Here is a 24752-nt window from a genome sequence, read left to right on the forward strand (position 1 = left end):
CTCCTTATCTATCTTATTGACCTTTAAATTGCGGTTTACGTTTTTCTAAGAAAGCAGCAACGCCTTCCTTATAGTCCTGCGAGAAGCCCAGCATACGCTGAACATACTTCTCACGGCTTAAAACATCTCCAAGTTCCTTTTCATTAGCATATTGGAGATTCTTCTTCACCATTTTCACGGACAATGGGGCAAGATTATTGATTTCCGTGGCCAATTTTACAGCATCCTGAAGAGGATTTTCCGCTATGCTATTGATAAAATTATACTCGAGCATAGCTTCTGAGAGAAGGGGCTTACCTAACAGGGCGAATTCTAAGGCCTTGGTATATCCCATCTGCCTAACCAGCATGAAGCTCATTCCGGCGTCCGGTGCCAATCCAATCTGACTAAAGCCTGAAATGAAGCGCACTCCAGGAGCAGCAATTTTCATGTCGCAGGCCAAGGCCACCGACAAACCCGCTCCGGCACATACGCCTTGAATCGCACCAATCACGAGTTTATCAGACGTGCGAATGGCTTCGATAAGAGGATTCCACTCAGTTTCAATCGTGTGACCGATATCAACCGGACCTTTGCTGGCGTCAACTGTACGATCATTCAAATCTTGTCCTGAACAGAAGGCCTTACCTTCGGCCGTCAAAATAATCGAACGAACAGTGGCGTCTTTATTGGCTTCTTTAATGCCAGAGATGATATCGAGTTTTCCCTGAACATTGAGAGCGTTGTAAACTTGCGGACGATTGATTGTGATAATCGCCGTTCCGTTGTTTACTTCGTATTTAATCGTTTCAAATGTTTTCATAATGTAATGTGCCCAAAATTTATTGTTTGAGTTACGTCTTGAACATGATCTGTGTCGTAGAATCTGAGATTTTTCAAAACACCTTTAATACAAGTGTGAAGGTTCGGGTCTTTGAAGTCCGTCTTTAAAATTTCGCTTTTCGCTACTTTCCCTTCCAGGATGTCGAACTTCACTTCGATTTTTCCTTTCTCGTCTACCAGTCTTCCGCGATAAGAATCACTTTCATGGAAACACTGACGATAAAGGAAATCTTTCCCATGGAAAGTTTCAGTGATCTTGTCCTGCGGTTTTGGTGAGGCACAAGCAGCGAGCAGGAGGAGAAGACTAATTCCCTTCATACTTCGGTTCTCTTTTTTCCATAAACGCTTTCATGCCTTCTTTCTGATCTTTCGAAGAGAAAGTTAGGTAGAAGTTTCTGCGCTCAAATTCCATTCCTTCTTTAAGCGGAGTTTCAAACGCCATATTCACTGCTTCTTTCGCAAGCTTCACGGCAATCGGTGCACGGTTCGCGATCACCTTTGCGATCTCAAACGTTTCCTGCATCAGCGTTTCTGCAGGAACAACTTTTGCCACAAGTCCTGATTTTTCGGCTTCGTAAGCATCCATCATTTCGCCCGTGAGTACGGCGAGCATTGCTTTCGATTTACCAATAGCGCGAGTCAGACGTTGAGTCCCACCGGCACCAGGAATCGTTCCAATTTTAATTTCTGGCTGACCAAAACGAGCTGAATCGCCTGCGATAATAAAATCACAAGACATAGCAAGCTCACTTCCGGCACCAAGAGCAAAACCGTTTACGGCCGCAATAATTGGTTTAGAAATGAGAGACATTTGTTTCCAAGTTCTGATTCGGGTGTCGTTGATTTGATCAATCGGTGAAGCTTCTGCCAGTTGAGCGATATCAGCTCCAGCCGCAAAAGCACGATCGCCACCAGTGATCATGATGACTCGAACGTCTTTGTCATCTTCCAGAAGATAAAGCGCTTCCACTAACTCTTTTAGGAGGTCAGTTGAAATAGCGTTTAATACTTTCGGACGATTAAGCTGAATAAGTGCTACGTGGGCGTGATTCTGATAATTTTTCGTGAGCAGGATATTTTCGAACGACTTCACTTACGTTTAACCCCTTGCGCAATTGTTATAAAATTCTGTGGTAGAACGATAACGATTGTTCAAGGGGGATGTCAAAAATTAACCGAATCTTCCTTCAATATAAGCGGCCGTTCTGGCCTCTTTAGGCGTATTGAAAAGAGCATCAGTTTGACCCATCTCAACAAGCTCGCCCATGTACATGAAAATCGTTTCGTCAGACACACGTTTCGCCTGACTCATAGAGTGAGTCACGATGATGATGGAGTAGTCTTTTTTAAGGTCTTTAATCAAAGTTTCGATTGCTTCAATACCTGCTGGATCCAGGGCCGAACATGGCTCATCTAGAAGAAGAAGTTTTGGCTTAAGCGGAAGAAGGCGAGCGATACAAAGACGCTGCTGCTTCTCTAAGCTTAGAGTTAGTGCTGAACGGTTAAGCTGATCTTTAAGATCGTCCCAAAGGCCCACACGCTTAAGTGAAGACTCAACCATATCATCTAGTTCTGAGTTCTTAATTTTTTTAATGTGAGTGCGCGCTCCGAAGATCACGTTTTCATAAATTGAAAGCGGAAGTGGATTTGGCTTTTGGAAAACCATTCCCACTTGTTTACGAAGTTCAGGTAGAGCAACAGTCGGGTGATAAATATCCTGACCGAAAACCTGAATTGAACCTTCGTGCGAAACGACAGTTCCACGCTCATTGATGCGGTTTAAGCACTTTAAGAATGTACTTTTACCACAACCAGAGGGACCGATAAGGGCCGTGATTTTGAACGCAGAAATATTAAATGTTAAATTTCTTAGGGCCTGGAAGTCTCCATACCAAAAGCTGAATTCATTAGTGTTTACTACATGGTTTCTCATAATTTACCCGAATAGACCTTCGATATAGTCTTGCGTTCTAGAATCTTTCACCTTGCCGTTGAAAAGATTTTCATTGGTATCAAGGTCAAGAATCTTCCCGTGAAGCATCATGGCCGTTCTGTCGCCAAGGCGTCTCGCCTGGCTGATAACGTTTGTTACCATCACGATGGTCATTTGTTTTTTCAGCTCAGAGAGAACTGCTTCAATTTTCATGGTTGTCACTGGATCAATCGCAATTGAGAACTCATCCAGACACAAAACTTCAGGGTGGTGAGAAAGCGCGCGTGCAATTGTAAGACGCTGCTGTTGTCCCCCTGAAAGCTTCGTCGCTAGACCATCCAGACGATCTTTTACTTCGTCCCAAAGAGCGGCCTTTTTAAGACAGTCTTCCATGATGTAATCAAGCTCGGCCTGGTCCTTACAACCGGCCATACGAGGAGCGTAAGTAACGTTGTCTTTAATCGACATCGGAAGACCCACAGGAAGTGGAGACACCATTCCAATACGACGACGGAGGAACGTTGAATCTTCGTCTTGATAAATGTTTTCGTTATCAAGAAGGATTTCACCTTTAACGTGTGCTTGTGGATTAAACTCCACCATACGGTTTAAGCAACGTAGGAGTGAACTTTTCCCTGAGTTCGCTGGGCCAATGATGGCCAGAACTTCGTTTTGATAAATGTCTAGGTCAAGGTTACTGATAACATCTTGAGCGCCGTAGTTAACTGTTAGACCTTTAATCTGAATCTTCTTAATCATAAAATTACCACTTCCTTCTGGTACGGAAGTAATAACGAAGAACTACCGCAATTGAGTTAACAGAAAGAATTAAAAGAATAAGGACAAGAGCTGTTGCGAACGGATAAGCGTCCGGAACACCCACAACCTGAGTTGAAATCGTGAAAAGGTGCATAGAAAGCGCCATACACTGATCAAAGACAGTCTGAGGAAGGAACGGAAGGTAGAACGCCACACCTGTAAAGAGGATCGCAGCAGTTTCACCCGCAGAACGGCCGACCGCAAATACTAGTCCGGTAAGGATACCAGGAATAGAGTTAGGAAGAACAATGTGACGGATGGTTTGAAGCTTACTTGCTCCTACGTTCCAAGAGGCCTCACGGTATGATTGAGGAACCGCTTTAAGTGATTCAAGAGTAGAAGTGATGATAACCGGAAGGTTCATCACCGCGAGAGTGAATGAAGCGGCCAGGATACTTGTTCCCATTCTAAGAAAAAGAACGAAAGCGCCAAGGCCGAAAAGAGCGTGCACGATACTTGGAACACCCGCGAGGTTTAGGATCGCAAGACGAATCATGCGAGTCACTTTATTATCGGGAGCGTATTCAGAGAGATAAATCGCGGCCACAACACCCAGTGGACAAGAGACGAGGACGCTGATCATCACAAGCCAGAAAGTTCCCACGATTGTCGGGAAAATCCCACCGGCCGTCATACCGTCAATTGGATCCATCGTAATGAAGTCCCAAGAAAGAGCAGGGTAGCCCTTCATGAACAACCAGAAAATAATGATAAGAGCTGGAAGAAAGAGGAAGAACGTTACTGTGCTCAGAATGCTCTTAAATTTCTTTTCGCGGATCTCTTTATTAATGAGGTGAATACTAGGTCTGAACATAATTATTTCCTCTTCCCGCGAATAAGGTAATCAGCAGATAGGTTCACGATGAGTGAAAGTACGAATAGTACCAGACCGATCGCAAACAGGGCCTGATAGTGTTCTCCACCTTTTGGTGATTCACCAAGTTCGGCCGCAATTGTTGCAGTTAAAGTTCTACCAGGTTCAAAAATACTTTCAGGAATTTGGATTGAGTGACCGGTGGCCATAAGAACTGCCATGGTTTCACCAAGAGCACGGCCAACGCCAAGAAGAGCTGCGGCCATAAGACCGTTTTTAGCGGCCGGAAGAAGAACGCGAGTCGCTACTTCCCACTTCGTTGCACCCAGGGCCTCAGCTGCCTCACGGTAAGTTTCAGGAACTGCACGAAGGGCGTCTTCACCCACTGATACGATCAATGGAAGTGACATAAGAGCAAGAATGACCGAAGCGTTTAGAATGTTTAGACCAATAGGAACGTTGAAGACTTTAATGATGGCCGGGTTAATCATCATAATCGCGATGAAACCCCATACTACTGATGGAATGGCGGCCAGGAACTCGATAAGAACTTTATAAATTTCTCTCACTTTAGGAGAACAGAACTCTGAAATATAGAAAGCACAAGCAAGGCCCAATGGAACAGCAATCAGCATCGAAAGAACTGTCACCATAATAGTACCAACTAATAGGGCAAGAATACCGTAGCTGATTTTAACCACAGATGCCGGGTTCCAATTTTCAGAGAAGAAGAACTCTTTAAAATCGAATGCACCTGCAAGAAATGGATATGACTCTTTTAGGATAAAGAAAAGGATCGCAAGGATTAGGACGATAGAGCTCAGGCCCGCGACTTTAATAAAACCTTCAATAAGTCTTTCGCTAAGAGGCTTTTTGCCTTTCTTTTGTCGCCATTCCATGGTGAGCTCAGCCGATTTAGTGATCTTCATTTCCATATCTACCTTTTCGGAGCAGGTACATAACCTGCCTTAATTGTAATCGCGTGAGCTCTCTCAGTCTGAGTCCACTCTAAGTAGGCCTTAACTTCTTCCGAAGGAGTGCCGGATGTATACATGTATAGTTCGCGAGAAATTGGATAAGATTTGTCTGTGGCAGTTTTAACGGTAGGTTGGATGCAATCGGCCTCTGGTGTTTTTTTAATACAGATGGCCTTAACATGGGGATTTAGGTAACCCATCCCCGAATAACCAATCGCACACGGTGTTTTTTCAACCAGGTCAATTGATTCACGTGAACCACTTAGGTCCATTGATCCAAGCTTTAAGTCTCTTTTCTTCCCTAGAATAGCTTCGCGGAAATACTGGTATGTTCCTGAGTTCGACTGACGAGAAACGCGGATGATTTTGTTGTCTTTACAACCAGGAACCTGGATTCCACGGATATCGTGCCAGTAAATACAGTGGCCACCTTCACCATAGATACAGGCCACTTCTTCAAGTGTCATACCTTCGATTGGATTAGCTGGGTGAATGAATACAGCAAGTGCATCCATACCTACGATAAATTCATTAACATCTTTACCTGTGTTTTTCTTGGCCTCTTCACGCTCTTCTTCTTTGATGGCACGAGAAGAGTTGGCGATATCAACTGTTCCGTTAATAAGGGCCGCGATTCCGGTACCAGAACCACCGCCTGAAACTGCTAGAGCAACATTGGGATTAACTTTTTTGTATTCTTCTGCCCAGGCCTGAGCAAGGTTAACGAGAGTGTCGGAACCTTTGTTTTGAATAATGTGAACGTTTGATTGTTTGGTACAACCAATCATAAGGAAAAGAATCAGAAAAATTCCGCGCATAGACCGTCCTAAAAATTTGAGGCGTTATCATAGCGGAAAGGATCTACTTTTTTTAGCTTTTCAGAATTCTTAACACAGTCTTAACCCAAGGAATTTTCTTTACTTGTATGCGGTGAAACATTACCTTTAATCTCATATGGTTAGCACTGAATTAATCTTCCTTTGTTTGGCCGCTTTTGGGGCGGGGTTTGTAGATTCTATAGTGGGAGGCGGGGGAATGATCCAATTGCCAGCCCTTTTGTCGATTCTTCCTCAATATCCAGTGGTTACCTTGCTAGGGACAAATAAGCTCGTTTCAGTGACCGGAACTGCCGTTTCGGCCTACCGATTTTCCCGACAAATTCCTTACATCAAGACTGTCATCGTTCCGGCCATCCTGAGTGCTTTTATTTTTTCGTTTTTCGGGGCCTGGGTGGTTTCAATCGTGAGTAGTGCGGTTTTAAAGCCGCTTTTTATGGTTTTATTATTCTTGGTATTTATTTTTACCATTCGTAATAAATCTTTCGGAACAGTAGATCACGATCCCAATGTGGTGATCCCGATGTGGAAGCCGCTGGTGATTGGATCTGTGATGGGATTTTATGACGGCTTTTTTGGGCCAGGTACAGGAACCTTTCTTATCATCGCTTTTGTCGGAATGCTCGGTATGACCTTCGTGCAAGGATCGGCCTATGCCAAAATCATTAACCTTACCACCAACATTGCGGCGATTTTACTTTTCACCATGAAAGGAAAATTTCTTTTTTCTTACGCTATTCCCATGATGCTCTTTAACGTTGGTGGGGCAATGCTGGGTGTGAAATTAGCACTCCTAAAAGGGAATACTTTTGTGCGTGGTCTCCTTCGTGGCGTGGTGCTCATGACTATTCTGAAACTTGGCTATGATGTTTTTAAGGATTTCGCTCTGTCCTGACCTTGTGCTGTTTGAGTAACTCCCTCTGATGTGAAATTTTTTATCGTTCTAAATACCAAAACCAAGGAGTGTTTTGTGTTTAAAATGATGATGGTTCTTTGTCTTCTTTCGACTCAGGTTTTCGCTCGGGACGGGGGCGGGGCAGCGATTTCCAGAAAAAAATCAACTCTTGAAAAATCCACCAAAGAAGTGACGGATCTTTACGAAAAAAATATCCAGCAAATGAAGGCCGGTGGTCTCGAGAAAAAGGCCCTAAAGCTTGGTGATCAGGCACCTGAAGTGGAAGTCACGATTGCAGGCGAAACCATGCCACTAAGCTATGTGTATGGAGCAAGACCTCTCATCTTAAAATTTTATCGTGGTGGTTGGTGTGGTTACTGCGTGAATGAACTTAAAGATCTTCAAGAAGTGAATGCCAACGTGGAAAAGGCGGGGGCACAGATTCTCGCTATTTCTCCGGATACTGACGAAGAAATTCAAAAAACTCGCGATACCAATAAGCTCACGGGTTTCGATATCGTGAGTGATAAAGGTCACGCTATTGCTTCAAAATTTGGTCTAGTTTATGACTTGGATTCAACTGTGGCCGAGGCGCTTAAAAAGCAAGGGATTGATCTGGCCGCTTATCAAGGTGATGATAAAGCAGATCTCACAATCCCTGCCACCTACGTGATTAATAAGAAAGGCGAAGTCATTTTCTCTTATGTGGATGCTGATTATCGCAATCGTGCCACGAAGGACGAACTTTTTAACGCCATTAGAAGCTTAAAGAAGTAATTACTTTCTCGATTTTTTCTTTGTTCCACTCTGGTTAAGGGAGAAACAATCTTCCTTAACTATGGGGTGGAAATAGTCGGCCTCTTCCAATAAAACCCCTGCAGTAGTTGATGGAACCGCGCAGATTTCTACACGAACGCCCTCTGATTTTAAGTGGCGAACGAGTTCCACATAATCCGAGTCTCCGGATAAAATAATAATCGCATCCACTTTGCTTGCGAGCTGAGTAGCCTTAATACTCAGAGGAATATCAGCACTCTTATGACAGGGGCGGACGGAACCGTGGTATTTTGTATGAAGGCGTTCTGCAAGCTTGGAGGAAATGTTTTTTCCCTCTCGAAAGTAGATCAGGCGGTTGAGGCCTCTGCCCCCTAAAAGGCGAGGAATAAGCACATCAAAATTGATCATCATGTTTTGATCACGATGCTCATTTTCGAGAGATCTTTCGATATTATTACCGTCCACCAGAATGGCCACGGATTGTGAAATTAAAATTGTATCTTCCATAGTATAAGTCCTTGATTTTGCTTTTGGGGAATTTGCTCAAATGCATGAGGAAGGGTATAAACAAAGGGTTAAAATTACCCTCTCGGAAACAACAATGAGCTATAAGATTCTTAATGGCAATGAATTACTAATTCAAGGCGCCCTGGAAGCAGGGTTTAATCTCTACACTGGTTATCCCGGTTCTCCTCTGGCCGATTTCTTTAATATCCTTTTCGAAGAAAAAGAAGAGATGCAGAAAAAAGGCATTCGCGTTGTTATTGCAAATTCCGAAGCGAATGCAGCAGCAATGGCCTCAGGTGCAAAGATGGCGGGACAGAATGTTCTGGTGGCCATGAAGTCTATGGGACTCCATGTTGCTTCAGATGCTCTCTCGGTTGGTAACTTTGCTAACCCGGGTGGCGAAATCAAATCTGGTGTGGTGGTAGCGGTGGGTGATGACCCTTGGTCAATCTCAACTTCAACCCCTGCTGACTCTCGTTATTTATTCAAACATCTCCATATGCCATTTCTTGAACCATCATCTCCACAGGAGTTGAAGGACTGGATGGCAAAAGCATTGGAGCTTTCTCAAGAAAGTTCTGTGTATACCGGTATTCTCCTTACGACCTTTATGGCCGAAGGTGGTGGACGTGTAGAAATTAAACCTGAAAAAGAAGTTTCAAAAGATCTTGTGACCCTGGATCCTTCTAAGTTTAATTTATCTTCGAACGTGATGGTTCCGCCAAACTCACTTATCGCAGATAAGGAAATGATTCTTAATCGTTTCCCGAAAGTGAAGAAGGCCCTGGCAAAACTTAATCTTGATGAAATCAGCGGCAATGAAACTTCAGAAATTGGTATCATTTCTTCTGGCGGCGTCTTTGAAACTTTAAAACAAGTTTTGGAAGAATCTGGTCTGATTGAAAAGTTCGCTCTTTATAAGGCCGCTACTTCATATCCATTTAACGATGAACAACTTCTTCCATTCGTGAAGAAACGTAAAACCATCGTAGTGGTGGAGGAGAAGCGTGGATTCTTAGAAGGGGAAGTGCGTGCGTTTCTGGGACTCCATCAGTTAGTTGCTGAAGTTCATGGGAAAGAATTTAGAAGTCGTGATGGATTCGTTGAAGGCTTTCCGGCCTTTGGTGGTCTTTCTTATGAACTCATTTATCAGAAGTTAAATCTTCTGCAAGATATCCTGGCCTGGAATAAAGAGAACGTTGATTGCGCCCTTCCGGTGAAGTTAAACATTCCGGTGCCAAAGCGCCTTCCCACTTTCTGTCCGGGATGTCCTCACCGTGAAACCCTGAGCATTATGAAAGATGTTCGTGGAAGCCTCGCGGACAAAAACATTAATCTGATTTCTCACGGAGACGTGGGTTGTTATTCACTTTCGTTCCTTGAGCCATTTAAAGAAATGCATGACCTTTCGGCCATGGGACAAGGGGGATCACTAGGGGCCGGTGCAGATTTATTTACGACCAATCCATCAGTGGTTCTGATGGGAGATTCAACTTTCTTCCATTCCGGCATGACTTCCATCTCGAACTCAGTTCAGATGGGTCACAACATTACTTATATTCTTCTCGATAATGATAATACAGCGATGACCGGTCATCAGGTGACTCCTCGTACCGGTGTTTCAGTTGAAGGGCATGTTCGTCCACGTCAGAATATCTTAGAGGTGGCGCGTTCACTTAAAGTCGATGTGGCGATGGAAGTAAATCCTTCTGACCGTTACTTCTATAAAAACCTTCTTCTGGATTATGTTCAGAAGCCGGGTGTGAAAGTGATCGTTTCCAGCAAAGAGTGTGGTCTGACTTTCCATGGACGTAAAAAGCGTGAAGAACGCAAAGTTTTCTCGAAAGGGGAAACTGAAAAGGTCCGTGAGTTCTATCAGATTAATACTCTGGCCTGTGAAGACTGTCGCGCTTGTGTGGAGATGACGGGATGTCCGGGTCTTTCTCAGACCAACGATGCTTACGGTACGAAAGTCATGATCGATCCACAAATCTGTGTATCGGATTCATATTGCACGAAAATTAAGGCCTGTCCAAGTTTTGAACTTGTGAAGGTGAGTGACTATCACCCGACAAAATATAAAACTCATTCAAATGAAAAACTCTCATTTGGAGAGTTTGCTGAACCAAATCTCAAAAAGAGTTTAAACGATATCGCCAATGGTTCAGATTACCGCACTATCGTGATTGGTGTGGGTGGTTCAGGGGTAACGACCATTTCTCGTATCATCGCTGAGGCCGCAACCACAATGGGCGGACGTGATGATCTTCAATTTAAATTTATGGATCAAAAGGGCCTGGCCCAACGTAACGGCTCGGTGATTAGTCACTTAAGTATTTATAGTGCTAAAAAAGTTCATGGCCCAGTGGTGCCGGTTGCCTCTGCGGATCTCGTGGTTTCTCCGGATCTACTGGAAGGTGCTCGAGCTCTCGATTATCTAGGTCCTCAAGGTCTTCTTATCGTAGATGATGAGTTCCAAGTTCCACTCTCAATCCTTCTTGATCGTGGAATTGAGACAGATGTAACCACGGCACAGGCCCTTCAGGAAGAGCTTAAAACCAAACTCGGTGATCGCGTGATCATGGCACCTTTGAAGCAGATGAGCTTTGAGCGCTTCCAGCGTCCGGTTTATGCCTCAGCGATGATCCTAGGGATTGCTTATCAAGCAGGACGTCTTCCATTTACGGTGGATGATCTCAACAAGGCCTTCGCTTCTGCTGTTCCTAAGGCCGAATTCGCGGCCAACTGGGAAGCTTTCAATATGGGCCGTGACTGGTTCAATAAACGCGATCAACACCAAAAGAAAGTCTCTACAACAGACAATACTGAACTTTGGAAGAAAAGTGCCGGTATGGCCGCTTATCCATGGCAGTCAGGTTCGAAATATGCTGATCTCTGGTCTTCTTATACCAAGATGCTTGCTGAACGCCTTCCAGAGGTCCCTGTTCAGTACATTCAACAGTACGTGCATGATCTGATTGTTTTCGATCAAGGAAAGAACCTTGGCCAATTCATGCAGAATGCACTGGAGCTTAAAAAACTGTACTCGGGAACTGAACTTCAAATCGCTCTAAGAATTCTTGCGAAAACTTATTGGATCAAAGATGAGGTCTTCGTTTCTCACCTTATGATTTCTCCGGTGAAATTAGCTGCAGATAAAGAACGTTACGCAAATCTTGGGACTTCGTTTGAAGTGGTTCACATTAACCGTCCAAGTTTCCTTGTGGCGGGTAAGAAAATTGAATTCGATTTCTCTCCAAAAGGCTGGATGCTAAAACTCATGAGACATATGCGTGTCCTTCGCATGCTTATGCCTGAGTGGCACTCCACTGAGAAAGAAATTTCGAAGAAAACCAGAACTGAAATTCTCTCTACGACGCTTTCTAAGAAACGTCTCATGGAGCTGGATAATATTAAAGGCTACCGTGAAGTGAGATATAAGTTCGCTAAGAAATTCCTCGGGAATTAGTATGTCTAAAATAATTGATGCTGTTTCGATCGTGATGACTTGTGGTGATGAGATCTTCGCCATTCAAAGGCAGAACTATCTGGCGGCGTTTCCCGGTTACTGGGCCTTTCCAGGTGGAAAAGTAGAGGCAGAAGATACCGGCTTTTGTTCCGACCATGATCTTTGTAAGAACATTGATTTAAGACTTTTTGGGGCCGTCGTTCGCGAGGGCAAGGAAGAGTTTGGAATTGATCTTCATGAAGAGATTAAGAAAGGAAACGTGCGCTCAGTGGATTACCTGGGTCTCGCTGTCACTCCTGATTTTAACCCTTATCGTTTCGCCACTTACTTTTTCAAAATTGATCTTACGAAGAAATTAGACTTTGTAGTGGATCAAAATGAGGCCTCCTTCGCCGAATGGATGTCTTCGGAACAACTTTTGGAAAAGTATAATGAAGGAAAGGTCCTGGCCGTCCCACCGGTGATTAAAGTCATTGAGACCTTAGGAAAACAACCCGATGTTAAGCACATCGAAAATTTGATTACGACCTACGATAATAATAAGTTCGTGCCTTATATAGAAAATTTAAAAGGCATGAGACAGATCATGCCTTTGTCTCACACTCTTCCGCCTGCCACTCGCACCAACGCCTTTTTGATTGGTGACGATGTGAGAATCGTTGTGGATCCATCTCCTCGTGATGATGAAGAGTATGAGAAGTTTAAAAATACCGTGGCGATCTGGGGTGCCCATAAGATCCTTATCACTCATCACCATCCGGACCACTATGAACGCGCCAACAAATACGCTCGTGAGATGAATCTTCCTGTTCTCCTAAGCCGCGATACTCATATGAGAATCACTCGTTCTCAACCCGACTTCTTCAACGGAATTGATGTTCAATTCGTGAAAGAAGGAGACGTCGTGACGAAGTGGCTAGGAAATGATGTTCTCATCATGGAGATTCCAGGACACGACGAAGGTCAGATTGCTCTCTATTCAAAGGATCTCAGTTGGTACCTCGCAGGAGATCTTTTTCAAGGCATTGGTACCGTGGTGATCGGTGGAGAAGAGGGCGACATGAGAAAATATTTTGCCACTCTAGAGCGCATTATTAAGCTTTCACCAAAAGTCATTTTCCCTTCACATGGAATTGGCCTTGGTGGAACAACCATTTTAGAGAAGACACTTGCTCATAGAAAACAAAGAGAATCTCAAGTTCTCAATCTTCATCTCGAAGGATTATCGCCTGAACAGATGTTGGAGAAGATCTACGCTGATGTGAATAAGAATCTCTGGCCATATGCTTTGGAAAACATCCACAAGCATCTAACCAAACTCAAACAAGATAAAATAATTAGTTAAAAAAAAAGGCCCGATCTCGGGCCTTTTTACTTAGTTCAAGAATGTCTGGTGAATGTAGAGACGAAAGATTTTGTCTTTTGTTCTACGAATGGAAAAGTTTCCGCTTTCTTTTTGTTCTAAGAGAAATTGATAATAGTCTGGCTTCGTGTCTGCAATTTCCAGAACTGATTTACCTTCAAATTCTCCAAAGTCGATGACGACTTTATCTTCTTCAATGATACCGGTAAGCGGACTCTGTTCCTGCGCCATTATTCCCTCCTTAGAATGCCTGGTTCAGTTTCGACCATGAAACTTAATCTATAATCTGATTTTGCAAAATGTTGTGAGACTTTGGAAAGTTAGTTTTTGTAAAATTGCTTTAAAAAAACAACGAGCGCTCTGAATTCTTGAGGGTAGTCATCGGCCATCATTTTCTTAATCAGCTCGAGTGATTGATACAGAGACATGCTCTTGCGATAGGGGCGTTCACTCGTCATGGCGACCAAGATATCAAAGACGGCCACAAGTGTGCTTTCAATTCCAAAAATGATCTCAGGATCTTTCATCTTCTTCTTATCACGTTGAAGAAGGTCCTTCATTTTATCATTCAAGAAGTGATGGTGTTTGATAATAGTCAGGTAATTTTTTGAAAGAGGCACTCTTCCTTCAAGAAGATCGAAAGAGAAGTCTGCGTGACTGGCAAACAACTCCTGGTCTCTGGTGGTAAGAGTTTTCAGATCGTATTTGTCCCCTGGAATCATCGAGATCCCAATGTCTTTTAAGTAACTCGCAAGAAACAGATTCTCCACTTCCTTGTCATGGAACAGGTGAATGGACTGCAGGAAAGAAAGAAGGAGCACCGAAGAGAGCATGGGCTGAGAAAGGGTGAAGTGAAAATTTTCTCGGACCAAGTTCTGAAAGAAGTATGGTTGATACTTCTTGTTCTCTAGCAAAAACTTACTCAGGTTCTGAGTGCTCTGAAACTGAAGCATCAAGAGCTCATCACTATGAGGATTCTGGTATAGTCCACTCAGGTTTAGAGACAAAAGCTTCAGATCTTTTGTGCCGTTCTCCAGGGGGTCACCCACAGACAGAGAGCGAGTCACTTTTACTAAGGCGGTTTCAAGGTTCTTTTTAATTTCAATCACGTCAGAAGGGTAGACGTAGACTTCCTTGTGAGAGTTCTTAATCAGGGCATTGATCTGCTCTTTAGAGGGAACTGAGCCTTCATTAATCACAGGATAGAAAAAGCCGTTTTTGAAGATATAGACCGGATGCTCGAGTTTACGAGCAAGGTGGAGTTCACCCACAAGAATGGGCCTCAGCTTTAAAGAAAGCCTATGTTGCTCGATAAATGATTGGAAATTCTGTGTGGCAAGCATCCCTGTACCTCATGGGTATTTTAACCCAATTTCGGCACAGGGAGTGAAATAATCTATAAACTAGCGATATGCTGTTCGAGGTAGGTCACGAAAGAGTGGCCATTTGCCTCTAACATCTTAGGAAACATAGAGATCGAGGTCGACCCCGGGAAGGTATTAATCTCATTGAGATAAATTTTCCCATCATCCAGGAAGAAGTCGATGCGAGAAAGGTGCCTGATTTTTAGGCCATGATAAAGCTTAGTTGCATAGTCGGTGATCGTTTTCACCTGCTCTGGTGTAACGTTCTCAGCACGAACAAAGGTCTTCGATTCACTGGCCGAAGAATACTTCTCTTCATAGGTGTAGAAAGTTGACGATGGAGTCACGATCTCACCTGGGTATGAAATTTGAAGTTTTCCATCATACTCGTAGGCCGAAACTTCAAGCTCACGAGGTCTCATACGCTTCTCAATCAAGACGAACGGTGAAAGAGCAAAAGCATCGTTAAGGGCTTTACGTGTATCTTTACCGGCCTCAATCATGTAGCAACCAACTGAAGAACCTTGGTTGGAAGCTTTAATCACGATATCACCGTGAGTTTTTTGGAACTCTTGAACTTTCTTATAACTTTCCTCAGAGTTTTCAGAAACAAAAATGTAGGGAGTGTTTGCCACGCCAAGTGCAGTTGCCCACATCTTCGTTGTGATTTTGTTAAAGCACATTTTTGAAGTTTCTGAATTACATCCAAAATAAGGCAGATTAATCATTTCAAAATATGATTGAAGGTCCCCAGTTTCACCCGGGTAACCGTGAATACAAGGAATCGCCACATCGATGAGTGTGCCAGGAGCGCCGTCTTGTTCAAAAGCGCGGAGAAAGCGCTTACCATCCAGAAGATATCTCTTCCCAGAAGCGTCTACCCACTGACCCTGTTTATCAATCTCAATTTTGATCGTATTAACGTTTGGCATCTTTGCCATACAGTCTTCGTAGTATTTCACTGATCGAAGGGAAACTTCATGTTCTGAGCTGCCTCCTCCACAAAGGAGGAGTACGTTTTTCTTTTTCAAATTATACCTCTCTCAAAGGAGCAGGAACTTTTTCAAGATCCAGAGTTTCGAACAAGCTCATAAGAGATGCCTGAGACATGACTTCAGACTTCTGTTCACCGTACTTACGTACAGCAACTGCTTTGTCCTCAATCTCCTTATCACCCATGACCAGCATGAACGGAATTTTTCCAGTCTGTGCTTGACGAGTTTTAAGACCCATTGATTCGTTACGGTCATCCACGCGAACGCGGAAGCCTTTCTGTTTAAGTTGTTTTGCTAATGCATTTGCGGCCTCAAGGTGAAGCTCGTTTTTCACTGGAACGATCACTGCCTGCTCTGGAGATAACCAGAACGGGAAGGCACCGCCCACATGTTCAAGGTAAACACCAATGAAGCGCTCAAGAGATCCAAGAAGAGCACGGTGAATAACTACCGGACGCTCCATCTCGCCTTGTGCGTTTTGGAATTTAAGGTCGAAGCGGTCTGGAAGTTGGAAGTCTAGTTGGATCGTACCAAGCTGGAAGTAGCGTCCCAGAGCATCTGCCACTTGAATATCAATTTTTGGACCGTAGAAGGCACCATCGCCTTCGTTAACGAAGTACTCTTTCCCAGAAGCATCAAGCGCCGCTTTAAGGGCCGCTTCAGCTTTGTCCCAAGTTTCGTCAGATCCTACGCGCATTTCCGGACGAGTTGAAAGACCGATTTTGATCTTCTTGAATCCGAAGTGCTCATAACCAATGAAGAACATCTTCATCAGAGTTTTGATCTCTTCTTGTATGCCATCAAATTGAATAAAGATGTGAGCATCATCCTGACAGAATGTGCGAACACGAGTTAGACCTGCGACCACACCAGATTTTTCATAACGGTGAAGTCGACCAAAGTCAGCAAAGCGAAGGGGAAGATCACGGTAAGAGTAACGGTGGTGAGAGAACATAAGCATGTGACAAGGACAGTTCATCGGCTTAAGCGCGAACTCTCTTTCATCAATTTGCGTGAAGTACATGTTCTCGTGATATTTTTCGTAGTGACCAGAAGTGTGCCACAGGTCTACATCGAGAACTTGCGGAGTGATTACTTCCTGGTAATCGAATTTGTTATAAATGCGTCTCATGAATTCCACAAGACCGTTATAAACCATCGCACCTTTCGGCATGAAGAATGGAGAAGCTGGAGCGACCGGATCGAAGATAAAGAGTTCAAGCTCTTTTCCAAGTTTACGGTGATCGCGTTTTTTTGCTTCTTCAAGTTGAGTTAAGTAATCACGAAGCTCTTCTTTTGAAGAGAAACAAGCAGCATAAATACGCTGAAGCATTGGACGAGTTTGATCACCTCTCCAGTATGCACCCGCAGTGTGAAGGAGCTTAAAGTAGAAAGTCAGATCAGAAGTTTTCTCAACGTGAGGTCCAGTACAAAGATCGAAGAACGTATCACCTTGAGTGTAATAAGAAATAACTTCGCCTTCAGGAATATCACGAATAAGCTCTGTTTTAAGAGACTGGCCTCTATCAGCGAAAAGCTTCATTGCTTCATCACGAGAAACTTCATGACGAACAACTGGGAGATTACGTTTGATAATCTCTTTCATTTTTTCTTCGATGGTTTTTAGATCCTCATCAGCAAGTTTCTTGGTCATGTCGATGTCGTAATAAAAACCATTTTCAATGGTTGGACCGATACCAAGTTGAACTTTGTCGTTAGGGTAAAGTTCCATAATAGCTTGGGCCATTAGGTGGGCAGTCGAGTGCCTTAAAGTGTCTAAATCATACTTCGCCATGGATCTCCTCACAGAAGACTAGATTTTCGGATGGGATTTTCGCTTTCAACTTTACCAATCAAACCCCGTTCAATCAATGAGTTAGAGAGTTTTCGAGGAAGGGAAATGTTAGAAGTAAGAAAGTCCTTCGAGAGAATCTTACTTTCATTAAAAAATCATAGGGTCAAAAGGCCTCCGGGAAAAAAGTCTTACACTGGTTAAGGTTATGAAATTCTTAATATTTGTTCCTTTTGTGGCCCTAAACTAACTAGTTTCTTGCTTTTTTGTCAGGCTTGAGGTTTAACCTCCCATCACTTGAATTGTAAGATCAAGCGTTCTTACGTCATTTTAGGAGGAACTTATATGGACACCATTCAAACGCCATCAGTTGAAACATTGATGACTAAGGCCGTGGTGGATCTCGCTAAAGACGATCGCTTTTTAGCACACCTTCCAACTGAATCGAGTCGTATTGAAGGGCAAGGTCATTACCGTCTAGCAAAAATTTTCTACGACAAAGCAGATTTCGAAAAAGCTGAAGAGCACTTCTTGATGGCACTCGCCAGAACGGAACTTCCTCAAGACGCTTTCGCGATCTTTAAAATCTACGGTTTCCTTATCCGTATTTACTCAGAGAGCCTGAACGAAAAAGAGGCGATGAAATACATCCAGCTTTCAAGTGAACTTCTGGATCAAACAGTTGCTGCTCTTCCTTCTCTTAACGCTGAATACTTCTATAACGCTGCCGTTGTGAACACATATAAAGGTGAGTTCCAGGAAGCTCATAAGAACTTCAATCAAGCTTACCGCAAGGCCCAGACTGAAAATGAGCCTGAACTCATGGCAAAATCTCTTTATGCGATGGCGACAAATGCTTATCAAATGAAGAATTTCCAGGACACCATCACTCACTTAAATCAATTAAATGAACTGCTGAATATTCTTAAGAAAGGTTACCTAAAAGGGTCGATGCACCTTCTTTGGGGTAATGCTCTTCGTGAGCTAGGGGACTATTCAAGCTCTCTTCCACAATACGATCTAGCGATGAAACTTCTTCATTCGAAGCGTTGTTGGAACATGCATAACTATGTTCTTCTGAACAAGGGTATTTCACTCAAGAAAATGGGTGAGTTCTCGAAAGCTCTTATGCTATTTGGTCTTGCTCAAAACTCGCTCGATGACGAATACTTTAAGCGTCTTGAGCAGCTGATTATGATGGAAGTTGAAGACGTTAATGACTCTTCAGTAGACCTCTATCTTGATCGCCATAACCGTGTGATTCATGAGAAATCACTTGGTGTTATTGATTTCAAACACCGCTTTGTCCTTCTCGAGATCCTTTTCCTATTGGCGCAAACTCCGGGAACTTACTATAATAAAGAAGATCTCGCGAAAATGATCTGGAAAGACGAGTACAATCCTCTTATCCACGATAAGCTGATTTACACAAGTATCAGCCGTCTTCGTAAGCTAATTGAACCGAAAGGAATTAAGCGTCAGTATATCCTTCGTGGTAAAGATGGTTACACATTCAACCCACGCGTGAATGCTCGCTTCCATAAAGAGAATGAAGTTGTTAAGCAAAAGAACATTGCAAACATTGAAATTAGCTCTCCTGTTTAATCTATTAATCGGAGGAGTCCACGCGAAAGTGGTCTCCTCTGATCGCTTCCTGATAAAAATCCTCGATAGAACCGTTTCCTTCCAAGACATTAATTTCCAGTTCCGAAACTTTAAGGCCTTGAGCTGTCTCTATGACGACTCTATGGTGGTTCAGTATTTTGATAAAAGTTTCATCAAAGATTTGGAGAGTTTTGTGACAGAGTTTCCCGAGGGGGATGATGAGGTCAGACGCTTCATGCATGGAAGAGCAACAGAACTTAAAAAGATCCGCCATTTTTTTAAAATGCTTCGTTATTCAGAAGACCAGAAAAATACAGTTTCTCCTAAACTGGCCCAGATTATTCGTGAAGGAACCTTGGAAAATAAATGTGGGGCCGGTGTCCTTTATAAAGACACGCTAAAAACGAACTTTATTACTCTCATGGAGCTGGAGCTTTACTTGCGCGCCCGTTACGGAGGCCAACTCAAAAATAATCAAAAATTTGAGTCAATCAGACCTTCAATTGAGCTCTTCGTAGAATCTTTGGATAAACAATTCGGACATGAATATTACTGGTAAATTTCAAGAACTGAGTTCTGGTTCTGATTTAAATGACGTCGCCAAGATGGATGAGAAGCATTTTCCTCATCCCTGGAAGCTTAGCGATTGGATGGAATTAGACTTTAGTAAGCATGTTCTCGTCACGTGGAGCGATGAAACCCTTGAGGCCTTTGCCCTTTTTGGTCTGGTTCCTGGCGACGACACTGCGCATCTCTATAAGATTCAGGTCGATCCTGCAATGCAAGGTAAAGGTATCAGCATGCTTTTTTGGTCGGCCATCCTCAACATTCTGAAACAAAAAGCAGTAAAGAGCATTTATCTTGAAGTTGAATCCTCGAATGACAGGGCCATCGGGTTTTACAAAAAAGTCGGGTTTGCTTGCCTTCGACGAGTAAAAGGATATTATTCTAATGGTAGTGACGGTTTGATGCTTCAGTTAACACTCTGAGCCAGAATGGTTTAAATTGCTCTTTTGATTAGACTTTGTTACTTATAAGGCCTGCTCGTTTAGTTGTGTAGGTAAGGGAAAGGGTGGAATTATTCCATCCTTTTTTATTTTTATGGATATAAATTCAGAAAGAAGTGGCTTAGAAAAAAAATTTTTTTTGATGTGTGAACCTGTTGTCCAGGAAGCTGGTTACAGACTTTACGACATGGAATACGTTACATCTCAAAAACTTCTTCGACTTTATATTCAAGATCCTCGCACAGGTTCTGCATTAATTGAAGACTGTGTGAAAGTGGATCACGCTCTTACTGTTCCATTCGAAACAGAAACTTGGATTCCTGAAGACGTGGTGCTTGAAGTTTCTTCTCCTGGTGTTTATCGACACCTGGCCACTCTAGAGCATTTCAAAATGACCATCGGAGAAATCGTTGCGGTCGTCATTATGGGCCAGCTTTCTGAAGAGCAAACCAAAGACGCTCCAAAAGGCATCAAAGGTGAGAAGAAATTCAGAGGGAAACTTCTGAGTGCAGACAACGATGGTTTTACAATTGAGGTCAAAGGCTACCCTCTGACTCTTACATATAAGCAAACGAAAAAAGTAAATTTAGATCCCGATTTGAAATCGGTTAGTGAATAAGGAGACTACAAGTGAACTTTTCAGAATTGAGCCGAGTTATCGAACAACTAGGAAAAGACCGTGGCATCAAGAAAGATGTGGTGGTGAGTGCTATTGAACAGGCCTTCCTTGTGACTGCCCGTAAGAAATTTGGAATTCAAGGTGAATACGAAGCTCGTTATAACGAAGACGATGGTGAAGTAGAAATCTACCAATATAAAAACGTTGTTGAAAAAGTTCGCGATTCAATCGTTGAAATTGACTACGACTCTGCTAAAAAACTTGATGAAGATTGCGAAGTGGGCGATCAGCTTGGTCTTAAGATCGAGAACCCTGGTTTCTCACGTGTTGATATTCAAACAGCTAAACAAATCATTTTCCAAAAAGTTCGCGATGCTGAAAGAGACATTCTATTCTCTGAATTCAAGCACCGTGAAGGTGACCTGGTAACAGGTATTGCTCGTCGTTTTGAAAAAGGTAATGTGGTTCTTGACCTTGGTAAGTCAGATGCAGTTCTTCCTAAGAAAGAAATCATCTTCGGCGAATCATTCAAGCCAGGTGACAGAATCCAAGCTTATCTTTCAGACGTAGTAATGACTAACCGTGGTCCTGAAATCCGTCTTACAAGAACATCTCCGATGTTCCTGGTTAAACTTTTCGAAGTTGAAGTTCCAGAAATCGCTGATGGTACAATTGAAGTTAAGGCCGCTGCTCGTGAACCGGGCCACCGTGCTAAGATCGCTGTAACAACAAAAGATCGTGATATTGATCCTGTTGGTGCTTGCGTAGGTATGAAAGGTTCTCGTGTTCAGAACATCGTGAACGAACTACAAGGCGAAAAAATTGATATCGTTCGTTGGAACGAAGATACTGAGACTTTTGCTCGCGCAGCTCTTGCTCCAGCGGAAATTCAATCAATCACTCTTAACCACGACGAGCACACTCTTGATGTGATCGTTGAGGACGATCAACTGTCTCTTGCCATCGGTAAGCGCGGTCAAAACGTTCGTCTGGCAGCAATGCTAACTGGTTGGAAAATTAACATCATCTCTAAAGCGAAGCTTCAAGAGAGAGTTAAACTTGCAGTTGAAAACCTTATCCAGCTTTCTAACATCTCTGAAGCAACAGCTCAGGTACTTGTTCAGAAAGGTATCATGTCTATCGTTGATCTATCTGCTGCTGCTCCGGAAGACGTTGCTCGTTTCCTAGGCAAGTCTGTTGCTGACGCTAAAGCGATGATCGAAATTGCTTCTGAGGCCCTTGAAGACGAAAACATTAAAACTGACCTTGATGAGAACGCTGAAATCATTTCTGCTTCAGCAGTTCCAAATCAGAGCGGTTTCAAGAGATCTGAAGGTGGAGCCAAGACAGAAGTTAAGAAAGGCGAAGACGTTACTAAGTTCTCAGAAGCTGAAAGAAGACTTCGCGAAGAACTTGCTGCTTTTAAATTGAAGTAATTTTTTGAAGTTATAATCGGAGAAAAGAATGGCAAAAAAAGTTTACGAACTTGCCAATGAAATTGGAGTGGGAGCACTTGATCTCGTTGAGAAGCTCAAATCTATGGGCTTTAATGTGAGAAACCACATGGCAAGTCTGACAGACGAAGAAGCTGCGAAGGCATTGGCCGCGTACGCGACTCCTGAGAAGAAAGCTTCTCCTGTGAAGAAAGCCGTCGTGCGAAAGGTAATCAAGAAGGAAGCGACTCCGGTTGAGGAAGCTCCTGCTGTTGCCGCTAAAGAAGAGGCCCATGAAGCTCCGGTTACAGCAAAAGTTGCTGCTCCGGAAGTTGCTGCAACGCCAGTTGCTGAAACTCCTGCTTCTGAAGAAAAGCCAAAAGTTGTTACGGTAAAACGTAAGACGAAAGCTCAAAAAGAAGATGAAATTCAGCGTGCAGTTGAAGCTAAAGAAGAGGCCGCAGCTGAAAAGGCCGCTCAACAGGCCGCCGCTCAGGCCGCTAAAGAAGCTCCATCTGAGCCAGCAAATCTAGCAACACCTGCCAGAGTTCGCGATCCTAAGAAGGACTACTACGAAGAGAAAAGACATACTTTTACTCCGATCTTCGTTCCTGAAGAGAAGAAGAAAGATGAAACTGCTCAAGAGAAAAAACCTCAAACTACTGAAACACGTCTTACTCCAAGAAGACCGACTGAAGAACCAGTTGAGACTGAAGAGGAAAAAGATAAGAAGCGCATGGGTGACCTTGCCGCTGCTATCGGTAAGAAAGGTGTTGGTGCTGGTAAGCGTGACCTTACTGTCATCCGTGCTGATGAAGAATTAAAATACGCTTCTGCCCTTGTTGGTAAGGCGATTTATACTCCGGCCAAGAAGAAAAAGATCTACTCTGGTCCAACTCAGAAAACTCTTATTACTGAAATTAAAGAGTCTAAGCGCGTGATTGAGATCCACGGTGTTGTGACTGCAGAAAATCTTGCAGAAAAACTAAGTGTTCGTTTCGAATCACTCGCTAACCGAGTTCTTGAAATTAACCTACTTGTGAGACCTGATGATTATATCGGTGTAAAACTTGCGGGTGAAATCGCCGCTCTTTACAACTACCGTGTTGAAGACGTTGCCTTCAATGAAGAAGCGGTTCTTAATAAGAAAGCTGGGGAAGATAAATCTGCTTACCCGATCCGTAACCCGATCATCACGATCATGGGTCACGTAGACCACGGTAAAACATCACTTCTAGACTATATCCGTAAGGAGAAGGTTGCAGCAGGTGAGGCCGGTGGTATCACTCAGCACATTGGTGCTTACTCGGTAAAAGTAAAAGATGCGATGCTTACGTTCCTAGATACTCCTGGTCACGCCGCTTTCGCAGCGATGAGACAGCGTGGTGCTAACGTAACAGATATCGTAGTCCTCGTAGTTGCTGCAGACGACGGTGTAATGCCTCAAACTGTTGAATCAATCCGTTTCATTAAGAACGCGGAAGTTCCAGTTATCGTAGCAGTTAATAAAATTGATAAACCTGCTGCTAACCCAGATAAGGTGAAACAAGGTCTAACTGAGCACGGTCTCCTTCCTGAAGAATGGGGTGGTGAGACTCAATACGTGAACGTATCGGCTCTTACAGGTCAAGGTATTGATGATCTACTTGAGGCGATCCAGCTTCAGGCGGAAATCATGGAACTTCGTGAGAACCCTAAAGGTGCTGCTGAAGGTATCGTGATTGAATCTAAGATTGAAGTGGGCCGTGGTCCTGTTACAACAATCCTGGTTCAGAAAGGTACATTGAACAAAGGTGATTCAATTGTGGTTGGTGAGACTTCTGGTCGCGCTCGTTCACTTATGGATTACACAGGTAAAATGCTGAACACGGCCGGTCCTTCGACTCCGGTTCAGGTCCTTGGTCTTGAAAGCGTTCCAACTCCGGGAGACATCCTGAACGTTGTGAAAAATGAACGTGAAGCTCAGAAGATCGTTGATAACCGTATTGCTGAAAGAAAAGCTCTTGCAAATACTTCAGTTGAGGCCAAGAAAGTTTCTCTTGAAGACTTCTTCGCAACTGCTCAGAACAACTCTGAGGCCGAGAAAAAAGTTCTTAAACTTATCATCCGCTCAGACGTACAAGGTTCTTACGAAGCAATTAAAACTGCAGTTGAGCGACTTGGTAACAATGAAGTATCAGTTGAAGTTATTAGTGGTGGCGTAGGTGCTATTACTGATAACGACGTAAACCTTGCGGCCAACTCTCAAGGCTTCATCCTTGGATTCAACATGCGTCCAGTAACAACTGCTCGTCGTATTGCTGAGGAGAAGGGCGTTGATATTAAGACCTACTCAATCATTTACGAACTTATTAACGATGTAACACTTGCCCTTGAAGGTATGTTGACTCCAGAAAGAGTTGAGAAATACATCGGACGTGCTCAAGTTAAAGAAACGTTCTCGATTCCTAAAGTTGGTACAATTGCTGGTACAGCAGTTGTTGACGGTAAGATCGAGCGTGGCTGTAACATTCGTCTTCTTCGTGATGGTAAGATCATTTACGATGGTAAGCTTACAACTCTTAAACGCTTCAAAGATGAAGTTAAAGAAGTTAAGAACGGTTACGAGTGCGGTATGTCTCTTGAGAACTTCAATGATATTAAAGTGGAAGATCTTATCGAGGCCTACATCATGGAAGAGAAGAAGAGAACTCTTACAAGCGATCTAACTCTCTAAGGATGACAA

23 protein-coding genes are annotated in these 24752 nt (G+C 43.3%); 10 read left to right on the plus strand and 13 right to left on the minus strand.

The window, feature by feature from the left end:
- Positions 1–13: 13 nt before the first annotated feature.
- The 8 genes from ACJVC5_RS09845 to ACJVC5_RS09880 form a co-directional block, all read right to left on the minus strand.
- Positions 14–802 carry an enoyl-CoA hydratase/isomerase family protein gene (locus ACJVC5_RS09845; protein WP_408099203.1) on the minus strand — a complete coding sequence of 263 codons (789 nt, stop codon included), beginning with the start codon at positions 800–802 and terminating at the stop codon, positions 14–16.
- Complete coding sequence (locus ACJVC5_RS09850; RefSeq protein ID WP_408099204.1) at positions 799–1140, minus strand: hypothetical protein; 342 nt, start codon at positions 1138–1140, stop codon at positions 799–801. Before ACJVC5_RS09850 ends, ACJVC5_RS09845 begins: the two co-directional genes overlap by 4 nt.
- Positions 1127–1915 carry an enoyl-CoA hydratase-related protein gene (locus ACJVC5_RS09855; protein ID WP_408099205.1) on the minus strand — a complete coding sequence of 263 codons (789 nt, stop codon included), beginning with the start codon at positions 1913–1915 and terminating at the stop codon, positions 1127–1129. The genes ACJVC5_RS09850 and ACJVC5_RS09855 overlap by 14 nt, the downstream gene beginning before the upstream one ends.
- Before the next feature lie 78 nt (positions 1916–1993).
- Positions 1994–2755 carry a phosphate ABC transporter ATP-binding protein gene (locus ACJVC5_RS09860; RefSeq protein ID WP_408099206.1) on the minus strand — a complete coding sequence of 254 codons (762 nt, stop codon included), beginning with the start codon at positions 2753–2755 and terminating at the stop codon, positions 1994–1996.
- Positions 2756–2758: 3 nt separating this feature from the next.
- On the minus strand, positions 2759–3514 hold the full coding sequence (locus ACJVC5_RS09865; protein WP_408099207.1) for a phosphate ABC transporter ATP-binding protein: 756 nt from the start codon (positions 3512–3514) through the stop codon (positions 2759–2761).
- 4 nt (positions 3515–3518) lie between these two features.
- Positions 3519–4388: a phosphate ABC transporter permease PstA gene (gene pstA / locus ACJVC5_RS09870; RefSeq protein WP_408099208.1), complete on the minus strand. Its 870-nt coding sequence runs from the start codon at positions 4386–4388 to the stop codon at positions 3519–3521.
- Between the two features lie 2 nt (positions 4389–4390).
- On the minus strand, positions 4391–5323 hold the full coding sequence (gene pstC, locus ACJVC5_RS09875; protein WP_408099209.1) for a phosphate ABC transporter permease subunit PstC: 933 nt from the start codon (positions 5321–5323) through the stop codon (positions 4391–4393).
- A 2-nt stretch (positions 5324–5325) separates the two neighbouring features.
- Complete coding sequence (locus ACJVC5_RS09880) at positions 5326–6183, minus strand: phosphate ABC transporter substrate-binding protein (RefSeq protein ID WP_408099210.1); 858 nt, start codon at positions 6181–6183, stop codon at positions 5326–5328.
- 136 nt (positions 6184–6319) lie between these two features.
- Here ACJVC5_RS09880 and ACJVC5_RS09885 point away from each other — a divergent pair, with 136 nt between their 5' ends.
- The gene (locus ACJVC5_RS09885; protein WP_408099211.1) at positions 6320–7096 is read left to right on the plus strand and encodes a sulfite exporter TauE/SafE family protein; all 777 of its coding nucleotides are present in this window, start codon (positions 6320–6322) and stop codon (positions 7094–7096) included.
- Positions 7097–7180: 84 nt separating this feature from the next.
- Entirely contained in the window at positions 7181–7873 is a 693-nt protein-coding gene (locus ACJVC5_RS09890) for a peroxiredoxin-like family protein (protein WP_408099232.1), read from the plus strand.
- Here ACJVC5_RS09890 and ACJVC5_RS09895 read toward each other — a convergent pair whose 3' ends face one another.
- Entirely contained in the window at positions 7874–8380 is a 507-nt protein-coding gene (locus tag ACJVC5_RS09895) for an NYN domain-containing protein (RefSeq protein WP_408099212.1), read from the minus strand.
- Positions 8381–8474: 94 nt separating this feature from the next.
- Here ACJVC5_RS09895 and ACJVC5_RS09900 point away from each other — a divergent pair, with 94 nt between their 5' ends.
- Both ACJVC5_RS09900 and ACJVC5_RS09905 read left to right on the plus strand, forming a co-directional pair.
- Entirely contained in the window at positions 8475–11849 is a 3375-nt protein-coding gene (locus tag ACJVC5_RS09900; protein ID WP_408099213.1) for a 2-oxoacid:acceptor oxidoreductase family protein, read from the plus strand.
- 1 nt (position 11850) lies between these two features.
- Entirely contained in the window at positions 11851–13194 is a 1344-nt protein-coding gene (locus ACJVC5_RS09905) for an MBL fold metallo-hydrolase (protein WP_408099214.1), read from the plus strand.
- A 30-nt stretch (positions 13195–13224) separates the two neighbouring features.
- Here the strand turns inward: ACJVC5_RS09905 and ACJVC5_RS09910 are convergent, their stop codons facing one another.
- The 4 genes from ACJVC5_RS09910 to thrS all read right to left on the minus strand — a co-directional run bounded on the left by ACJVC5_RS09910 (position 13225) and on the right by thrS (position 17366).
- Positions 13225–13443 (minus strand): hypothetical protein, encoded by a 219-nt coding sequence (locus ACJVC5_RS09910; RefSeq protein ID WP_408099215.1) that lies wholly within the window; start codon positions 13441–13443, stop codon positions 13225–13227.
- 89 nt (positions 13444–13532) lie between these two features.
- Positions 13533–14555 carry an HD-GYP domain-containing protein gene (locus ACJVC5_RS09915; RefSeq protein ID WP_408095348.1) on the minus strand — a complete coding sequence of 341 codons (1023 nt, stop codon included), beginning with the start codon at positions 14553–14555 and terminating at the stop codon, positions 13533–13535.
- A gap of 53 nt (positions 14556–14608) precedes the next feature.
- A complete protein-coding gene (locus ACJVC5_RS09920) occupies positions 14609–15607 on the minus strand; it encodes a D-alanine--D-alanine ligase (protein ID WP_408095349.1) in 999 nt (332 codons plus the stop codon).
- A 1-nt stretch (position 15608) separates the two neighbouring features.
- On the minus strand, positions 15609–17366 hold the full coding sequence (gene thrS / locus ACJVC5_RS09925; RefSeq protein ID WP_408095350.1) for a threonine--tRNA ligase: 1758 nt from the start codon (positions 17364–17366) through the stop codon (positions 15609–15611).
- 342 nt (positions 17367–17708) lie between these two features.
- Between thrS and ACJVC5_RS09930 the strand changes: the two genes are divergently transcribed.
- The 6 genes from ACJVC5_RS09930 to infB all read left to right on the plus strand — a co-directional run bounded on the left by ACJVC5_RS09930 (position 17709) and on the right by infB (position 24743).
- On the plus strand, positions 17709–18968 hold the full coding sequence (locus ACJVC5_RS09930) for a winged helix-turn-helix domain-containing protein (RefSeq protein WP_408095351.1): 1260 nt from the start codon (positions 17709–17711) through the stop codon (positions 18966–18968).
- Positions 18946–19527: a hypothetical protein gene (locus tag ACJVC5_RS09935; RefSeq protein ID WP_408095352.1), complete on the plus strand. Its 582-nt coding sequence runs from the start codon at positions 18946–18948 to the stop codon at positions 19525–19527. The genes ACJVC5_RS09930 and ACJVC5_RS09935 overlap by 23 nt, the downstream gene beginning before the upstream one ends.
- Complete coding sequence (locus tag ACJVC5_RS09940; RefSeq protein WP_408095353.1) at positions 19511–19957, plus strand: GNAT family N-acetyltransferase; 447 nt, start codon at positions 19511–19513, stop codon at positions 19955–19957. Before ACJVC5_RS09935 ends, ACJVC5_RS09940 begins: the two co-directional genes overlap by 17 nt.
- A 160-nt stretch (positions 19958–20117) precedes the next feature.
- Positions 20118–20594: a ribosome maturation factor RimP gene (gene rimP / locus ACJVC5_RS09945; protein ID WP_408095354.1), complete on the plus strand. Its 477-nt coding sequence runs from the start codon at positions 20118–20120 to the stop codon at positions 20592–20594.
- A gap of 11 nt (positions 20595–20605) precedes the next feature.
- Positions 20606–22030, plus strand: a complete 1425-nt coding sequence (gene nusA, locus ACJVC5_RS09950) for a transcription termination factor NusA (RefSeq protein ID WP_408095355.1) — start codon at positions 20606–20608, stop codon at positions 22028–22030.
- Positions 22031–22058: 28 nt separating this feature from the next.
- A complete protein-coding gene (gene infB, locus ACJVC5_RS09955) occupies positions 22059–24743 on the plus strand; it encodes a translation initiation factor IF-2 (protein WP_408095356.1) in 2685 nt (894 codons plus the stop codon).
- The last annotated feature ends 9 nt before the right edge of the window (positions 24744–24752 follow it).

Origin of the sequence: Peredibacter sp. HCB2-198 (assembly GCF_045999315.1) — a bacterium.
Taxonomy (GTDB): domain Bacteria; phylum Bdellovibrionota; class Bacteriovoracia; order Bacteriovoracales; family Bacteriovoracaceae; genus Peredibacter.

What these genes read in the sequence shown, in the direction of transcription:
- ACJVC5_RS09845 (WP_408099203.1), bottom strand. Translation starts at nt 802, where the DNA reads ATGAAAACATTTGAAACGATTAAATACGAAGTAAACAACGGAACGGCG.
- ACJVC5_RS09850 (WP_408099204.1), bottom strand. Translation starts at nt 1,140, where the DNA reads ATGAAGGGAATTAGTCTTCTCCTCCTGCTCGCTGCTTGTGCCTCACCA.
- ACJVC5_RS09860 (WP_408099206.1), bottom strand. Translation starts at nt 2,755, where the DNA reads ATGAGAAACCATGTAGTAAACACTAATGAATTCAGCTTTTGGTATGGA.
- ACJVC5_RS09865 (WP_408099207.1), bottom strand. Translation starts at nt 3,514, where the DNA reads ATGATTAAGAAGATTCAGATTAAAGGTCTAACAGTTAACTACGGCGCT.
- pstA (WP_408099208.1), bottom strand. Translation starts at nt 4,388, where the DNA reads ATGTTCAGACCTAGTATTCACCTCATTAATAAAGAGATCCGCGAAAAG.
- pstC (WP_408099209.1), bottom strand. Translation starts at nt 5,323, where the DNA reads ATGGAAATGAAGATCACTAAATCGGCTGAGCTCACCATGGAATGGCGA.
- ACJVC5_RS09880 (WP_408099210.1), bottom strand. Translation starts at nt 6,183, where the DNA reads ATGCGCGGAATTTTTCTGATTCTTTTCCTTATGATTGGTTGTACCAAA.
- ACJVC5_RS09885 (WP_408099211.1), top strand. Translation starts at nt 6,320, where the DNA reads ATGGTTAGCACTGAATTAATCTTCCTTTGTTTGGCCGCTTTTGGGGCG.
- ACJVC5_RS09890 (WP_408099232.1), top strand. Translation starts at nt 7,181, where the DNA reads ATGATGATGGTTCTTTGTCTTCTTTCGACTCAGGTTTTCGCTCGGGAC.
- ACJVC5_RS09895 (WP_408099212.1), bottom strand. Translation starts at nt 8,380, where the DNA reads ATGGAAGATACAATTTTAATTTCACAATCCGTGGCCATTCTGGTGGAC.
- ACJVC5_RS09900 (WP_408099213.1), top strand. Translation starts at nt 8,475, where the DNA reads ATGAGCTATAAGATTCTTAATGGCAATGAATTACTAATTCAAGGCGCC.
- ACJVC5_RS09905 (WP_408099214.1), top strand. Translation starts at nt 11,851, where the DNA reads ATGTCTAAAATAATTGATGCTGTTTCGATCGTGATGACTTGTGGTGAT.
- ACJVC5_RS09910 (WP_408099215.1), bottom strand. Translation starts at nt 13,443, where the DNA reads ATGGCGCAGGAACAGAGTCCGCTTACCGGTATCATTGAAGAAGATAAA.
- ACJVC5_RS09915 (WP_408095348.1), bottom strand. Translation starts at nt 14,555, where the DNA reads ATGCTTGCCACACAGAATTTCCAATCATTTATCGAGCAACATAGGCTT.
- thrS (WP_408095350.1), bottom strand. Translation starts at nt 17,366, where the DNA reads ATGGCGAAGTATGATTTAGACACTTTAAGGCACTCGACTGCCCACCTA.
- ACJVC5_RS09930 (WP_408095351.1), top strand. Translation starts at nt 17,709, where the DNA reads ATGGACACCATTCAAACGCCATCAGTTGAAACATTGATGACTAAGGCC.
- ACJVC5_RS09940 (WP_408095353.1), top strand. Translation starts at nt 19,511, where the DNA reads ATGAATATTACTGGTAAATTTCAAGAACTGAGTTCTGGTTCTGATTTA.
- rimP (WP_408095354.1), top strand. Translation starts at nt 20,118, where the DNA reads ATGTGTGAACCTGTTGTCCAGGAAGCTGGTTACAGACTTTACGACATG.
- infB (WP_408095356.1), top strand. Translation starts at nt 22,059, where the DNA reads ATGGCAAAAAAAGTTTACGAACTTGCCAATGAAATTGGAGTGGGAGCA.